This is a genomic window from Enterobacter sp. P82 (assembly GCF_037053385.1).
GTDB lineage: Bacteria > Pseudomonadota > Gammaproteobacteria > Enterobacterales > Enterobacteriaceae > Enterobacter.
The window spans coordinates 44,342-62,242 of sequence record NZ_JBALHX010000005.1; the positions used below are offsets into that span (position 1 = coordinate 44,342).

Here is a 17,901-nt window from a genome sequence, read left to right on the forward strand (position 1 = left end):
TCATACTTCAAGTTGCAGATGCGTTGGCTGCGCTCGTTCCCCCCTATCACTTACTAATGTAAGCTCCCGGGGATTCACACCCTTGCCGCCTTCCTGCAACTCGAATTATTTAGGGTATATCTGACGGATGTGTATGACGATATAACTCCATCATAGATTAAGTGTATTTAATTATTATTATCAGGTTTTGCGACAGGTCTTATTAAGCCAAAACTTGCCAACCGGGAAGATAGTGTCAGCCAGGGAATGTATCCCGTATGGAAGTGCGTCTGGCGCGTTGCGCGGACACAGATCGATTATTTACACGAGAATTAAAACATGACTCTCAAGCCAGTAAATATTGCAGTCGTTGATAAAAATACGATTGTCAAAGCTGACGTTCTGCGCAGTGAAAAGGTTGGCAGTGCTGTCAAAATCAAGGCCATCCCGAATGCAAAATACATTCTTGCTGAGGGAAAAAATGGCGTCGCACCAGAAAACATTACGCTGAAACGCGTGGGTAAAGACCTGTTCGTGATGCTGGAAGGCACTGATGAGGATCAGCCGCAGCTGATCATTGAAGACTATTTCGATAATCCAGGCGAGTTGGTGGGTAAAGGCGAAGATGGTCAATGGCATGAATATATCGCCACCGATGGTGATGATGACCATAAAGCCGCTTTCCTGCTGGACGGGGAATCCTCCGCTCAGGCACTGGGTGCAGGGGCCATTGCGAGCCTGGATGGTCTGGCTGTAGCGGGCACTGCGTTCTCTCCTGCTTTGCTGGCGCTGGGTGCGTTAGCAGGGCTGGGTGCGCTGGTGGGTATCGGCGCCATTATTCGTCATAACCGTGACGATGATAATGGCGGCAACCGCAAAGAGCCCGTCACCACCCCTGAACTGACCGACGTGCACGACGACTATGGCACGAAAACCGGCTCGATCCCGCAAAACGGCGTGACCGATGACGCCACCCCAACCTTTAGCGGTAAAGGTAAAGCGGGCGATATCGTTGAGTTCTGGGAAAACAACGTCAAGCTCGGCGAAACCCGTGTGGGTGCCGATGGCACCTGGACCTGGACGCCAGAAACCCCGCTGGCACATGGCGACCACAGCATTGTGCTGATCGGTAAAAGCCCGGATGGCCGTACCAGCGCCCCGAGTGACTCTTTTGATTTCACCATCGATCTGGAAGCGCCAGCCAAACCGGTTATCGGTGAAGTGACCGATGATGTCGGTGCCGTGACCGGGCCTATCCATAACGGTGATGCGACTGACGACAAACAACCGGTCTTTAGCGGCGAAGGTGCCACGCCTGGTGATACCGTACGCCTGATCGTTGACGACGAAGTCGTCGGCACCGCCATCGTTGGCGAAGACGGCAAATGGGAAGTGACCCCGGAGAAACCACTGCCGGAAGGCAGTCACACTGGTACCGTGATCATCACCGATCCGGCTGGCAACGACAGCAAGCCATCTGATGACTTCAAATTTATCGTTACGCCTGAAAAACCGGTCATCGGCGAAGTAGAAGATGATGCCGGTACCATTGTTGGGCCAATCCAGAATGGCGGTGCGACTGACGATACGCAGCCGACCTTCCGTGGTGAAAACGGCACGCCTGGCGATACCGTCAGATTGATCGTGGACGACAAACTGGTGGGTACCGCGATCGTTGGTGGCGACGGTAAATGGGAAGTGACCCCGGAGAAACCGTTGCCGGAAGGCGAGCACGTCGGGAAAGTGATCATTGCCGATCCGGAAGGTAACGCCAGCGAACCCTCTGATGATTTCGAATTCATTGTAGACCTGCAAGGCCCTGACAAGCCGGTCATTGGTGACGTTGAAGACGACCAGGGGCCGGTGGTGGGTCCTATTCACAATGGTGATACCACCGACGACACCCAGCCGGTATTCAGTGGCGACAAGGGTACGCCAGGCGACACCGTGCGTTTGATCGTTGATGACGAAGTGGTGGGTACCGCTATTGTCGGCGATGACGGTAAGTGGGAAGTGACGCCTGAGAAACCGTTGCCGGAAGGCGAACATGAAGCGGTTGTGGTGATCACCGATCCGGTGGGTAACGACAGCGAGCCGTCTGATCCGATCGGTTTCATCGTTGACACCACGCCGCCGGTAAAACCGACGATTGATAGCGTGTTTGATGATGCTGGCCTGAAAACGGGTAACCTGGCTAACGGCGATATCACAGATGACAGTACCCCGACCTTTGCGGGTACCGCTGAGAAAAACAGCCTGGTGCGCATCATTGTTAACGGTAAGGAAGTGGATTCCGTTACCGCTGATCCAACAGGCAACTGGACCTGGACGCCATCTCCGGCGCTGACGAACGGTCACTACGATGTGAAAGTGGTTGCCGAGGATAAGGCTGGCCTGCGCTCTGAGCCGTCTGACGCGTTCTCGTTTGATCTGGTAGCAGGCGGCATTCCTCCGGCACCGGCAATCACGGACGTAATCGATGATGTCGATGCCCATGTCGGCACCGTACAGCAGGGTGGCATCACGAACGATGACAAACCGACCATCACCGGTACGGGTCAGGACGGGACGACCATTTACCTGTATGACGGCACTAACCCGGATCCGATCGGTAGCGCTGTGGTTACGGGTGGCACCTGGACCATTGATTTTGACACTGCGCTGGCGCAGGGCGAGCACCGCTTCCGCGCGGTCGCGGAAAACGCCGTGGGTAACCGCAGCCCGGAAACCGGGGAGTGGGTGATTATTGTTGATTCCGTTGATCCGCTGGCACCTACGGACATTGAACTGTGGGACGACTTCGGCACGCCGGGCATTATTGCGGATAACGATACCACCGACGACAACACCCCAACCTACCGTGGTAAGGGTGAGGCGAACGGTACCGCAATCATCGATCTGGGTAACGGCACTACCGTGCGCGTGCCGGTAGATGGTAGCGGTAACTGGAGCTATACCCCGGCCCCGGCCCTGGCGGACGGTGGCTACACCTGGAAAGTCTCGATTGAAGACAAAGCGGGTAATGTTGGCCCAGCTTCTGACCCTATCCACTTTATTGTGGACACCAGCCACAACGGTGTGTCTATCAGCCACGTGGAAGACGATGAAGGGGCGCTGACGGGTAATCTGGCCAGCGGCAGCCACACCGATGACACGACGCCAACCGTTGTGGGCCACGCTACGCCAGGTGCCGAAGTGAAAGTGTATCTGGACGGTAAGTATGTCGACAGCGTGATCGCTGACCCGGCGACCGGTGTGTGGAAATACACCTTCAACCCGGCGCTGACCGCTGACGGAACTTATCAGATCACCGCCAGTGAAAATGCCGGTGCCGGTGACAGCGCTCAGACCGCGCCGTTTGAGCTGACGCTGGATACCCGCGTACCTGTTGGCTCATTCGATAGCGTATCGGATGACGTAGGTCTGGTGCAGGGTGACCTGGCGAACCCGGCTGTGACGGATGACACCACGCCAACTCTGCACGGGACTGGCGTCGCAGGCGATATCGTTTTCATTTATGACGGTACCACGCTGATTAACTCCGTTACCGTCGGTCTGGATGGCTCATGGAACTACACCCTGCCTGCACAGAACAATGGTACGGAACTGGCCCTGACGACGGTCTTCCAGAGCCCAACCGGCGTAAGAAGTGCGCCGTCTGCGGAATGGAAAATCATCGTTGATACCGATGCGCCGACAAGCAGCGCCGTGGTTGATGAAATGACCCATGACTCCGGTATCAGCGGCAACGACTTCATTACCAACAGTGGTCAGGCCGGCAGCCTGGTCAGCGGCCATCTCTCGGCCCCGCTGGAAGCGGGTGGCAAGGTGATGGTGTCTACTGACGGCGGGAAAACCTGGCTTGAAGCCATGGTTGACGGCGACAAGTGGGCGTTTGTCGACGGGCAGGGGCACAGCGCGGACTGGACTGTACTGACGCGCGTGGTCGATATCGCCGGGAACTACACCGAATCTTCACAAAAGGTGGTGCTGGATCAGGTAGCACCGGATGAACCGACCGACGTGGTGCGCAGCGGTGATGACGTGACGGTGACGCTGCCAGGCAGCGGAATTGTTGAGGGCGACACCGTACTGGTGAAGAGCGGTGACATTACCGTGACCCATACGCTGACGGCCGCTGACATTGCTAATGGCAACGTGACTCTGAGTCTGCCACCGGGCGGCTACACCGATATTCCTGTGGGTGCGGCGATTGTTGACGCGGCGGGTAACAGCTCCAGCTACCGCACCAGCGCGTTCACCAGTACCAACAACTTCGAAGACGATACGGAGTTCGCGGACATTAATGCAGGTGCGTGGGTGCACGGGATGCGTTTCTCCCACACGGCGGATACCACCTCGGCGGATTATGAGTTCGACAAACAGATTATCGGTGCGGGAAGCACCAACAGCTTGTATCTGTACAGCACCTCAGCGGATCTCGGAATGCAAGCCAGTATGTTTGTCGACTTCCAGTATGGCGCGAAAACGATCGATTTCGTTTTCAACCCGCGCTTTGCCGGCCCGTCTACGGTGGTGACGTTCTACGACATTAACGGCAATGAGATCAGCTCTCAAACGGTTAACGCTTTCATCGGCAACCGTAACGTCCCGGTGTCGTTCACCAGCCCGGATGACACGCCGGTTTACCGGATGGAAATCCACCACGAGGAGCAGCCAACCAGCTCCGGGTTTGGTTTCAGCATCGATAACCTGGTGGTGAGTGGCATAGCGAAAACCGTCACCCCTGGTGAATTCCTGGCGGATAACCAGGGCGATATCTGGTACGGCGACGCAGCGGACAACCTGTATCAGGTTGCGGACGTTGCCAGCCTGACCGGTGCGGTGATTCAGGGTGGAGAAGGTACCGACACGCTGAAGCTGCTGGGGGCGGATCAGCATCTCGACCTGAGCGCGCTGACCCATCCTGTCCAGTCAGTGGAGGTGTTCGACATTACGGGAACAGGCAATAACACCCTGACGCTGAGCGCGGGTGATGTGCTGGAAAACGCCACGCAGAACCTGTTCCACGATAACGACTTCAACCAAATGATGGTGAAGGGCGATGCGGGCGACAAGGTGAACCTGAGCGACCTGCTGCCGAACGGTATGGACCCGGGTAACTGGACCGATGGCGGAACAGTGAATGTTGGGGGAGTGGAGTATCAGTCTTACCAGATGGATAGCCTGAATACCGAGATCCTCGTTCAGATGGGAGTCACGGTCACGCTACAGAACCATTAATTGATGCCAGGAAGGGGGGCTCCTGAGCCGGAGCCTCCAGAACGTTTTAGATCAGATCATAAACAGAATTCATTTGGAAAATTGTATGAAAAAGACCATTACTTCTAACAACAATACCGAAAATATCGCTGCAATGGCGACGTTGCCACCACTGCCTACAGACGTTTTACTGTGGAACGACTACCAGTTCCCGCGCGAAATTTACAACGGCGATCTGAGCGAAGATAACACCCCAACCATCAGCGGTAAGGGTGAGCCGGGCATGACGGCGGTGATCAACCTCGGTGATGGCCAGAGCGTTCGCGTACCGGTCAATACCGAGGGTAACTGGACCTGGACGCCGGCACCTGCGCTGGCGGACGGTTCTTATATCTGGTCTGTGGCACTGGAAGATGCTCAAGGCAACCGTGGTCCATCCACCACGCCAATCAGCTTCACTATTGATACTGTCGGTAATGCGGTGTCCATTAGCCACGCTGAAGATAACACCGGCCCACTGACTAACCCGCTGGCAAGCGGCAGCAGCACGGATGACGTGAATCCGGTTATCGTGGGGACGGCGACGCCTGGCTCTCTGGTCACCCTGTATGTTGACGGTAAATCGGTCGGTTCTATGACTGCCGATCCGACTACCGGGGCGTGGGCAATTGAGATTAACCCGGCGCTGGAATCTGGCAAAACCTACGAAATCACCGCAGGTGAATACAGCGGCCCAGGTGAAATCCCTGCTCCAACACGTCCGTTCCTGTTGACCGTGGATACCGTGGTGCCGACGGGCTCTCTGGACCGTATTGAAGACAACGAAGGTCGTTACCAGGGCGATGTGGCGAACCCGGGCGTGACGGATGACACCACCCCAACTCTGCACGGTACTGGCCGCCCAGGGGATATCGTGTTTGTTCGTAATGGCAGCGACATCATTGATTCCGTCACCGTGCGCCCTGACGGTAGCTGGGAATACACCCTGCCTGAGCAGACGAACGGCACTGCGCTGGACGTCAGCGTGGTATTCCGGGGCCCGACCGGTGTGGAAAGCGCACCGACTGCGCCGTGGAAGCTGGTCATTGATACCGAAGCACCAAACAAACCGATCATTGGTGACGTGGAAGACGACCAGGGACCGGTTGTTGGTCCTATTCACAACGGTGACACCACGGATGACACGAAGCCGGTATTCAGCGGCGAAGGCGCTGTGCCTGGCGATACCGTTGAACTGATTATTGACGACGAAGTCGTGGGAACCGCGATCGTCGGTGAAGACGGTAAATGGGAAGTGACCCCGGAAGACCCACTGGAACGCGGTGAGCACGAAGCCGTTGTGGTGATCGTCGACCCGGCTGGTAACGCAAGCGAACCGTCCGATCCAATCGGCTTTATCGTGGATACTCAGCCGCCGGCAAAACCGACGATCGATACCGTCTATGATGATGCGGGTCAGCAGACTGGTAACATTGCTAACGGCGGTATTACTGACGACAGCACGCCAGACTTCACCGGTACGGCCGAGAAGGGCAGCCTGGTGTTCATCATTGTGAACGGGAAAACCGTTGACTCTGTAACCGCAGACAGTACGGGAACCTGGACCTGGACACCATCGCTGGGTATGGCAAACGGTCATTACGATGTCGCCGTTGTGGCTCAGGACAAGGCGGGGCTGCGCTCTGAACCTTCTGACACGTTCTCATTTGATCTGCTGGCAGGTGGTATTCCGACTGCACCGGCTATCACCGACGTGATCGACGACGTTGACGCCCATGTGGGGACCATACAGAACGGTGGCATCACTAACGACGCACGCCCGACCATTACCGGTACCGCACAGGATGGCACTACCGTCTATTTGTACGATGGTACTAACCCGGATCCGATCGGCAGTGCTGTGGTAACGGGCGGTCGCTGGACGATTGAGTTCGACACCGATCTGGCGCAGGGCGAGCACCGCTTCCGCGCGGTTGCAGAAGATGCGACAGGTAACCGCGGCCCGGAAACCGGCGAGTGGGTGATTATTGTCGATTCCGTCGACCCGCTGGCACCTACGGACATTGAGCTGTGGGACGACTTTGGCACGCCGGGTCTTATTGCCAATGGCGACACAACCGATGACAACACCCCAACCTACCGTGGTAAAGGTGAAGCGAACGGTACTGCCATTATCGATCTGGGTAACGGCACCACCGTGCGCGTACCGGTAGACGATAAAGGTAACTGGAGCTACACCCCGGCCCCGGCACTGGCGGATGGTGACTACACCTGGAAAGTCTCTATTGAAGATAAAGCGGGTAACGTTGGTCCAGAGTCTGCTCCGATCCACTTTATTGTGGACACCAGCCATAACGGTGTTTCTATCAGCCACGTCGTGGATGATCAGGGCGACATCACCGGTAATCTGGGCAGCGGTAGCCATACCGACGACACGACCCCAACAGTGGTGGGCCGTGCGACGGCTGGCGCTCTGGTAAAAGTGTATGTTGATGGCAAATACATCGACAGCGTGCGCGCTGACGCCATTACTGGTGCATGGCAGTACACCATCAGCCCGGCGCTGACTGCGGATGCAACCTATAAGATCACCGCCAGCGAAGATGCCGGCGCAGGTGAGAGTGCGCAGACGGCACCGTTCGAGCTGACGCTGGATACCCGTATCCCGACAGGTTCTCTGGATCGTGTTGCGGATGACGTGGGTCTGGTTCAGGGTGACCTGGCGAACCCGGCTGTGACCGATGACACCACGCCGACCCTGCACGGTAAGGGTGTGGCAGGTGATGTGGTCTTCATTTACGACGGTACCCGACTGATTGACTCGGTCACCGTAGGACCTGCGAACACCTGGAACTTTACGCTGCCACAGCAGAACAACGGCACTGAGCTGTCTCTGACGGCGGTATTCCAGAGCCCAACCGGCGTGAAGAGCACACCGACGGAAGCGTGGAAGCTGACCATTGATACCAAAGCACCTGATGCTCCGGCTATCACCGGCATGTATGACGATGCAGGCACCCTGATCACTGACGGCGGTCGTTCACGCGACACCACGCCAGAGCTGCGCGGTACGGCGGAGAAGAACAGCCTGGTGAAAATTTATATGCCGGGCAGCAGCGATCCGATTGCCTCAGTGATGGCCGATGCGAACGGCAAATGGAGCTGGACGTCGCCGAAGCTGTCTGACGCATCGCATAATTTCTATGTGAAAGCGCAGGATGCGGCGGGCAACGTGTCGGGTGAATCTAACCATTATGGTTTAGTGGTGGATACCCAGTCTGCTACCCCAGTCATCCTCGGCACTTATGACGATGTTGAGGGCGGTATTTATAAAGGGCTGGTGCCAAACGGCGGGCTGACCAACGACGCTAACCTGGAGCTGCGCGGTACAGCAGAAGCGAACAGTATCGTTTATATCTACAACGCGTATAACAACGCGGTGCTGGATACGGTGAAGGCCGATGCGAAAGGTAACTGGAGTTGGGAACGTGCGGTTGGGAATACGGCTGCGGGTCGTCCGCACATGTTCTACACCATTGCTAAAGACGATCTGGGTAACGTCTCTGGTAAATCTGAGACTTACTCCATTAACGTGGATACCGTCAATAACGCGCCAGTGATCACCGGTTCCTGGGATGATGTTCAGGGTGGCGTGTACAACGGGCTGGTGGGCAATGGCGGTGTGACCAACGACCGTACGCTGGATTTACGCGGCACGGCGGAGCCAGGCAGTGTGGTGTATATCGTTATCGACAACTACGGCACTGTATCGGGTTCTGTAACGGCAGGTGCGGATGGTAAATGGTCGTACCCAGTCACGACCAACTACAACATGACCTACAACTTCCACGCGTACTCTGTGGATGTTGCGGGTAACCGCTCTGCAGATTCCGCGAAGTTCGCGATCACGGTGGATACCGTGGTTGCAGCGCCAACCGTAACGGTTATCACGGATAACGTGGTCGGCGGCAAAGTCGGTAATCTGGTTGACGGGGATCGTACTAACGACAACCGTCCGACCATCACCGGTAACGGTGCGGAAGCGGGTGCGAAGATCGAAATTGTGCTGGCGCTGGGTAATCAGGGGTGGAGTAATAACAACCTCGTTTATACCACTACGGCCAAAGCTGATGGTACCTGGAGCCTGGAGATTCCGAAGGCGCTGGACAACGGTACCTGGTACTTCCGTGCCAAACAGACCGATCTGGCGGGTAACACCAGTGCGCTGGGTAACCAACATTATGTTGTTGTGGATACCGTTGCTGCGGCACCGACTGTAACGGTTATCACGGATAACATGGCGGGCGGTAAGGTCGGTAATCTGGTTGACGGGGATCGTACCAACGACAACCGTCCGACCATTACCGGTAACGGTGCGGAAGCGGGCGCGAAGATTGAGATCGTGCTGGCGCTGGGCAACCAGGGGTGGAGTAATAACAACCTTGTTTATACCACTACGGCCAAAGCCGATGGTACGTGGAGCCTGGAAATTCCGAAGGCGTTGTCAGACGGCACCTGGTACTTCCGTGCGAAGCAGACTGATCTGGCGGGTAACACCAGCGCGCTGGGGAACCAACATTACGTTGTTGTCGATACCGTTGCGGTGGCACCGACGGTAACCGCGATTGTGGATAACGTTGCGGGTGGCACTGTAGGTAATCTGGCCGATGGTGAAAGAACCAACGACAACCGTCCGACCATCACCGGTAACGGTGCGGAAGCGGGTGCGAAGATTGAGATCGTTCTGGCGCAGGGCAGCCAGGGGTGGGGGAGTAACAACCTGGTTTATACCACCACGGCTAAAGCTGATGGTACCTGGAGCCTGGAAATTCCAAAGGCGCTGGACAACGGTACCTGGTACTTCCGTGCCAAGCAGACTGACTCTGCTGGCAATACCAGCTCCCTGGGCAACCAGAAGTACATCAATATCTCGACTGAAGTTGCGGGGAATAAGGAAAACTTCGACGCTTACGCAGGTAAGAGTATTGCTGTCGGTACACCGCTGGCCTCTGGATTTACTCTGCTGAAAGCAGGTGCGACTGTTGGCACAAGTAACTGGGAAAACGGTGCCTGGGGTACGTTCGCTCAGATGAAGTCGAAGGGAACAGTGGAGTTCACGGTAGGGGCGACATCACAGATAGATTTCGTTGTTTATGATGCGACACCGTTTACTGGCAATGCGCGACACTATGTGACGTTTTATGCTGAAGATGGGGTCACTGTGCTGGCTACGCAGTACTGGAACCATCAGGTGCTTAATGGCGTTTCATCTGGGTTCCGGGCTAACTATAAAGCGCCTGCCGGACAGCTGATTGGTAAAGTTGTTGTTCATGATACTCAGGGTGAAGGCATTCTTATCGATGATGTTGCATGGGGAAGTCAGGCTTACCAGTATCCGTCTAACTTCTACGTTCCAGGGACGAATGGCACGCTTCCAGGTTCGAGCAGAGCGATGTCGATGTTCTCTGAGGGGAACGATGACAACACCAGTGCTGTGAGTACGCTGAATGGTCATGAGATCCACCTGGATAACCTCCAGCACAAGACCATTGATATTACGAACGGCAAGCAGGACAAGCTGAATATCAGTCTGCACGACGTGCTGACTCACGCTGAAAAAGACATGTTTATCGCCGATGGCAATAAACAGCTGATGGTTCAGGGTGATAAAGGCGATGTGCTGAACCTGAACGATCTGTTGCCAGACAATACCGATCCAGGTAACTGGACCAATGCCGGTAACGTCAAGGTGTCCGGTGTGGAATATCAGGTTTACCACATGGAAAACCATGATGTGGAACTGCTGGTACAAAACGGCGTAACCGTCAACGTAAATAATCACTAACTTAAACTTTTCCAGGCCTCCTTTCGGGGGGGCCTCTGGAGGATTTATGACTTTTTTCAAGACCTCTTTGCTTGCGGCGCTGTTTACCTCCTCCGCATTTTTACTGCCCTCCGCGATGGCTGCGGAGACATTTGGCAAAACGTATCAACCTGTCGCGCCAGTGGGTCAGACGCAGACACAAATTGTTTACTACCGTGATGCCAGCAACACCGCAGGCGGTGCGGCGCATATTTATGTCGACAATGAATTCCATGATGCACTGCTGCCGGGGGGGTATACCGTTTTCTGTCTGGCGCCAGGCAAGCATAATCTGGGGGCGTACCAGAACGATGCACCGCAGTATCGCGGTAAAGAGCAGGGTTACAACGTCGACATGAGCGGCGGGCAAACCTATTTTGTACGGGTAAACCACACCATGAACGCTGTGCCGGAAGCCCGTACGCGTGAGCAGGCGGAGAAAGATCTGGTCGGATTGCGCGAGCAGATCCACGTGCTTTCTCGTGCTTCCAGCGTTGAAGCGTGTAAAAACCTGGCCGCGCCGCAGTACAAAGATTACACACTGTCTGGCGACGTGATGTTCCGCTTTGGTCAATCCAGCGAGAAGGGCGTTTCAGCTCAGGGTCGTCAGGCGGTGAAAGATCTGGTGGCAACGATTAAGCGTGAAAACGTGGAGCTGAAACAGATTCAGGTGATAGGCCATACCGACGCCATTGGTAGCGATCGCAGTAACTACGCGTTGGGTCTGAAACGTGCGCAAACTGTCCGCACCATGCTGGCGGAAAACGGTCTGCCAGCACGTCTGATGACGGCCACCAGCGTCGGCAGTGATGAGCCGATCGTGAATGATTGCGCTGCGTCCGGCAAGAATGCGTTGATCTCCTGCTATGCGCCAAACCGTCGTGTCGTGGTGCGTGTCAGTGGCGATCAGAACGTGGTGGCACCCGCGCAAAAATAATGCCTCCCCCCTGTGCCTTCCCATAACGGGGAGGCATCCTCCCCCTCTTTGCTTTTCCAGACCTGATTCGCGTCAAAAAATAACCAGTTCCATTGAGACAGGTCTCATTAAGGCAAGACCATTCCGCGTGACAGAATATTCCTAATTCATCTCAGAGAGTTATTTTATCTTTTTGATTTAACTGTCTTTTAATAACCAGGAACATACGAAATATGGAATCCTCAACGGCTAAAATTCAGGAGGAACAGCTGCACGTCGCCACTCGTGATAACCGACAAAATGATGACTCACTGCTCAGAAGTATTGCCTGGGTATGTGAGCATTATGGCCTCGGTAAGAGTGATGACGTTTTGCTCGCTGGTCTGCCTGTCGAACAACTCCTCACACCCTCTTTAGCGCTTGATGCGCTTAAAAATGCCGGTGTGACCGGGGGGCTCATCAAGCGTAATAGTGCGGAACTGCCTGAGCAGATCTTTCCGATGATTTTGCTGCGTAAAGGCTCTGGGGCCATGATTCTGCTGGCGCGTGAGCGCCGTAAAAACGCAGAAGACAAATGGGATCTGTTCTATTCCCTGATCATGCCGGATGTGAGCGACGAGCCGGTTGAACTGAATCATGAAGCGCTCAACGAGCTGTATGTGGGCTACGCGATCGCGGCTAAACCGACTGCGCGTATCGACAGCCGGGTGAGCGATATCGCGCCGCCGCAACCGAAAGGTCACTGGTTGTTCAGTACGTTGTGGCGCTATCGCAGCTATTACCGCAGCGCGGCACTGGCGTCAGTGCTGGTGAACGTGCTCGCGCTAGCGACTGTGTTCTTTACCATGAACGTGTATGACCGCGTTATCCCTAACCAGGCGTTCACCACGCTTTGGTCGCTGGCGATTGGCGTGGTGGTGGCGATGGTTTTCGAAACGATAACCCGTACCGTGCGTGCGCACCTGCTTGATACCGCAGGGAAAAAAGCGGACCTGATCGTCGGCAGCATTCTGTTTCGCCAGTCCCTGGCGGTCAAGATGGAGCATAAACCGGCGTCGTCTGGCTCTTTTGCTAACCAACTGCGCGAATTTGAATCGGTGCGTGATTTCGTCTCTTCCGCAACCCTGGCGGCTATTGCCGATCTGCCGTTCGTTCTGCTGTTTATTGCCATTATTTTCGCCATTGGCGGTCAACTGGCGATTGTGCCGCTATTGATGCTGCCAATGATTTTGCTGGTCAGCATGCTTATTCAATGGCCACTGGCGAAAGTAATGAAAGCGAGCTTGCAGGAAGCCTCGCTGAAACAGGGCGTATTGATTGAATCCATCGAAGGGATGGAAACCCTGAAGTCCGTAGGCGGTGAGTCCTGGATGCAGAGCCGCTGGCAGAAGTTCAGCGCCATGCAGTCGTCCAGTGCGGCGGCGTCAAAACACTACTCTGCGCTGGCGATGAACTCCGTGAGTTTCCTGCAGCAGTTACAGACGGTCATATTGATTGTCACCGGTGTGTATCTGATCGATGCCGGCAGCCTGACGCAGGGGGCATTGATCGGTACGGTCATGCTGGCAGGCCGCGTCACTGCGCCATTAAGCCAGGTGATTGGTTTAGCCGTGCGTTATCAGCAGGCTAAAGCGGCACTGACTTCGTTGAATAGACTGATGGAGCACCCGACCGATCGCAGCAGCGACATTGATTACATCAAACAGCCGGAGCTGAACGGTGATATTGAGCTGAAAGGGGTGACATTCTCCTATCCGGCGCCACCAATGCAGCCTAACCCGGAGATCCTCAAAGGCATCAACCTGACGATTAAACCGGGCGAACGTGTGGCGATTGTGGGCAAAATCGGCAGCGGTAAATCGACCCTGCTGCGCATTATTGCGCGTCTCTATACCCCGGTGAAAGGGCAGCTTTTCAGCGGTGGGCTGGATGTGAACCAGATTGAGCCGTCCGACTGGCGTAATAATGTGGGCTTTGTCGGCCAGGAAGCGCGTCTGTTTTACGGCACCCTGCGTGAAAACATCATGATTGGCCGCCAGAACGCCTCTTCCGACGAGTTTCTCCAGGTTCTGCGTCTGACCGGGCTGGATCAAATTGCGGCGCGTCACCCGCGCGGCATTCATATGCCTGTGGGTGAGCAGGGCAACAGTTTGTCCGGCGGTCAGCGTCAGCTGGTATCACTGGCGCGGACGCTGCTGGCTCGCCCTAATCTGCTGTTGCTGGACGAACCGACCAGCGCAATGGATGCCCAAACTGAAGCACTGTTCCTGCAACACCTGAAAGTGGCGACCGCCGGACACTCACTGGTTGTCGTGACGCACCGCCCGTCATTGCTGGCGTTGGTGGATCGGATGGTGATTATTGAGGACGGAAAAATCGTCGCGGATGGCCCAAAACAGCAAATCCTCGCGGCACTCAACGGAACGCCAGCAAATGACAGTTCACCTGTAAAAAGTGCGCCGGCGAAAGAGCAGGTGGAGGCCAGCGCATGAAATTTTTAAAACGTAACAATAACAAAGCGATATCAGCCCGTGATGCCGCCTGGATGAGCGATATTCAGGAGGCATTGTTCTCCCAGACCACGCCAAAGTCGCGTCTGGTGTTATGGCTGATTCTGGTCGTATTTGCCGGGTTTTTAACCTGGGCGCATTTCGCCAAAGTGGAAGAGATCACCAAAGGTGATGCGAAGATCGTCTCGAAAAGCCGCGAACAGGTTATCCAGAGCCTTGAGGGCGGGATCCTCGAAGAGCTGAATGTTCGTGAGGGCGACATTGTTGAACCGGGGCAGGTATTGTTGAAAATCGACCCGACGCGGGCGCAATCCAGCTATCAGGAGACGCTGCGTAAGGTTGTCGCGCTGGAAGCGACCGTTGACCGTCTGCGTGCAGAAGCTTACGGTCTGCCGCTCACGTTTAGTGATCGTGTGAAAAAGTATCCGTCTGAAGTAGAACTGGAAACCCGCGCCTACAACAGCCGCAAGCAGGCGCTGGAAGAAGGGGTGGCTTCTCTTGAGAAGAGCTACCGTCTGGCGCAGAACGAAATTGCGATGTCTGAGCCACTGGCCGCGCGCGGTCTACTTTCCGAGGTGGAATTACTGCGTATGCGCCGGCAGGCAAACGACCTGCAATCCCAGATTGTTGAGCGTCGTAACCGCTACCAGGCGGATGCCAACGCCGATCTTATTCGCCAGGAGCTGGATCTGGTTCAGGCCGAAGAGAGCCTGACGGGACGTAAAGATGTGGTGAACAGGACAACCATTACTGCGCTGGTGAAAGGCACGGTGAAAAACGTCCGGGTGACCACCATAGGCGGGGTTATCCAGCCGGGTGAGCACATTATGGAAATTGTGCCACTGGAAGATCAGTTGCTGGTAGAGGGCAAGATAAAACCCTCTGACGTGGCCTTCCTCCATGCGGGACTGCCTGCCATGGTGAAAATCACCGCTTACGATTTTGGTATCTACGGTGGTCTGAAAGGGCACGTATCTCTCGTCAGCCCGGACACCTTAAAAGATGACGCCAAAGCGGCGGCCGGACGTCCTGACGACACCTACTACAGGGTGATGGTCTTAACCGATAGCAGTGCGCTGAATGCGGGCGGTAAATCGTTACCGATTATTCCCGGCATGATTGCAACAGTGGAAATTCGCACCGGCGAAAAAACCATTCTCGATTATCTGCTGAAACCCATTTTTAAAGCGAAAGAAGCCTTCCGCGAGCGTTAATGATGAAAAATTATTCTCCTTTACAGCGCCACCTGGTGGCGCTGGCGGTACTCTCTTGCCTGGTATCCGGGAAAAGTGCTGCCAATAGTGATGGTTTATTGGTCTTTAACACGACCACCCCAGTGGTAAAATCCAGCATGGTGATGGCATCCACACCTCCTGCACCTGCCGCGCCGCTGGTGGAGCAGGTAAAGACGCCAGTCAAAAAAACCAGTATCACAACCCAGACCGCCCGTGCGCCTGGCGAGAATGAAATCCGGAGTCTGTTTAACGATGCGGTGAATACCGCGTTGTCGATCAGCCCTGAAGTACGTGGTGCGCAGTTCAATACCGAGGCAGCATTGGCTAACGTCGACGAGGCGAAAGGGCAGCGCTGGCCGCAGGTGGATGTCGGAACACGTTCTAAAAGCTACCAGTTTGGTAATGGCGAGCGCGGCTACAGTGATAGCCGTCCGGCGGTGACGGTGAACGTAGCCACCACGGTGCTTGATTTCGGCCGCACCAGCAATACCATTAAAAGCCGTGAAGCGCTGCATCAGGCCGCGAAAGATAACACTGACGCACAGGCGGAAAACATTGCCTGGCAGGTCAGCAGCGCCCTGATTGAACTGAGCAAACAGCGTCATATCATTACCCTGAGCCAGAGATACGTGGCACGAATGAATGAGCTGGTCGAAATGCTCGACGGTATCGTGAAGGTCGACCAGGGGCGTCGCAGTGAATTAACCCAGGCCAGAGGACGTTTGCTCCAGGCGCAATCCTCTTTAGATACTGCTGTGTCGCGTGCGCGTGATACGGAAATCACGCTGAACCGCCTGTTGGGTGATACTTCCGTACCGCTGCCAAAAGCATCGGTATGGAACCTGACGCCGGGAGCGCTGAATACACAGTTGTCCGCTATCGACAGGCATCCGACGATTCGACAGGCGCAGGCCGAAACCGCCTCCGCGCTGGCAGATGCCGAAGCGGCACGCTCTGCGGCTTATCCGACCGTCACCTGGAACGTCGGGAAAAGTACCGGCCGTGATGAGTTGGGGCGTGAGCAGGCTTGGGAAACCAACGTGAATTTAAGCTGGCCGATTTTCCGTGGCGGCTCGCAGCGAGCAGCTGAACTCTCCGCCGCGCGTCGTGCGGATGCCAGCCGGGAAGCCATTGAACAACAATCGCGTGATCTGGATAACCGTGTGCGTGCTGCCGATCAAGATGCACGTAGCATGTTGGAGCGAGCTGAGCTATATCATAACTTATCGTTTGAATCCGATCGCATTCGCCATGATTTCTTTGATCAATGGTACCACCTCGGCAGACGTACTCTGCTGGATGTGCTGAGTGCAGAAAGTGACTTTTACGGTAACCAGGTTGCGGAAGTGACTAACCGTTTCGATGCCTATTCGGCAATATTTCGTAGTTATGCCAGTTCTGGCACGCTGTTACAGTGGTTACGAAATAATAAATAAGTCTTTTTATTATGACTCACTCTGCAGGCATTAAAGAGAATAGATATGAACCCGTTTTCAGGTAAGAAAATATATATTGCTTTACTCGACGATCACCCGATTGTGCGTAAGGGAATGGAAATTATCTTCAGCCAGGAACCCGATTTCGAACTGAAAGGCAGTTTTGCTAATCGTATCGATCTTATTCATTTTTTACGCAGCAATCGTGTTGATGTGTTGATTCTGGACTACCTGCTGGGTGACGAAGAGATCGACGGTTTACCGATGATCAAACAGCTGATGAGTAACTTCCCGTGGCTGAAAATCCTGCTTTCATCCACGCTGGAAAACACAGCAATTGTCCGTATGGCGTTAAAAGCGGGTGTGCGCGGGCATGTCGGTAAAAGCCGAGATGCCTCAGAGGTGGTAAATGCCGTACGTGAGGTGGTGGCGGGACGTATCTCCCTGTCTGAAAGTATGGAGAAAGAGTTCTACCTTATTTCGGAGCCTTGTGCGGGTGCGGAAGAGGGGGACAATGAGCCGCAGGTGATTGATGGCATTGGTCGTCTGGATAAGCTGTCACCTAAGGAGATTGAGGTGCTGCGCCTGTTTACCGGTGGAATGTCTGTCCTGCAGATTTCAGAGAAATTCCAGCGTAGTCGTAAGACGGTGAGTGGCCAGAAGAAGTCGGCCATGAAAAAGCTGGGCGTCAAAACGGACTCCGAACTGTTCCTCTGGCACGACCAACTGCTTTAAACCC

7 protein-coding genes are annotated in these 17,901 nt (G+C 55.1%); all 7 read left to right on the forward strand.

Annotated features, from left to right (window positions below; translation table 11 throughout):
• Nucleotides 1-318 precede the first annotated feature (318 nt).
• The 7 genes from WB237_RS19005 to WB237_RS19035 all read left to right on the forward strand — a co-directional run bounded on the left by WB237_RS19005 (nt 319) and on the right by WB237_RS19035 (nt 17,897).
• Complete coding sequence (locus tag WB237_RS19005) at nt 319-5,223, forward strand: Ig-like domain-containing protein (RefSeq protein WP_336215416.1); 4,905 nt, start codon at nt 319-321, stop codon at nt 5,221-5,223.
• Between the two features lie 85 nt (nt 5,224-5,308).
• Nucleotides 5,309-11,047 carry an Ig-like domain-containing protein gene (locus WB237_RS19010; protein WP_336215418.1) on the forward strand — a complete coding sequence of 1,913 codons (5,739 nt, stop codon included), beginning with the start codon at nt 5,309-5,311 and terminating at the stop codon, nt 11,045-11,047.
• Between the two features lie 46 nt (nt 11,048-11,093).
• On the forward strand, nt 11,094-12,002 hold the full coding sequence (locus WB237_RS19015; RefSeq protein WP_336215420.1) for an OmpA family protein: 909 nt from the start codon (nt 11,094-11,096) through the stop codon (nt 12,000-12,002).
• Between the two features lie 212 nt (nt 12,003-12,214).
• Nucleotides 12,215-14,473, forward strand: a complete 2,259-nt coding sequence (locus WB237_RS19020) for a type I secretion system permease/ATPase (RefSeq protein WP_336215422.1) — start codon at nt 12,215-12,217, stop codon at nt 14,471-14,473.
• A complete protein-coding gene (locus tag WB237_RS19025) occupies nt 14,470-15,705 on the forward strand; it encodes an HlyD family type I secretion periplasmic adaptor subunit (protein ID WP_336215425.1) in 1,236 nt (411 codons plus the stop codon). Before WB237_RS19020 ends, WB237_RS19025 begins: the two co-directional genes overlap by 4 nt.
• On the forward strand, nt 15,705-17,162 hold the full coding sequence (locus tag WB237_RS19030; protein WP_336215427.1) for a TolC family protein: 1,458 nt from the start codon (nt 15,705-15,707) through the stop codon (nt 17,160-17,162). Before WB237_RS19025 ends, WB237_RS19030 begins: the two co-directional genes overlap by 1 nt.
• A 45-nt stretch (nt 17,163-17,207) precedes the next feature.
• Nucleotides 17,208-17,897, forward strand: coding sequence for a response regulator transcription factor (locus WB237_RS19035; RefSeq protein ID WP_336215429.1), 690 nt, complete (start codon nt 17,208-17,210; stop codon nt 17,895-17,897).
• Nucleotides 17,898-17,901 lie beyond the last annotated feature (4 nt).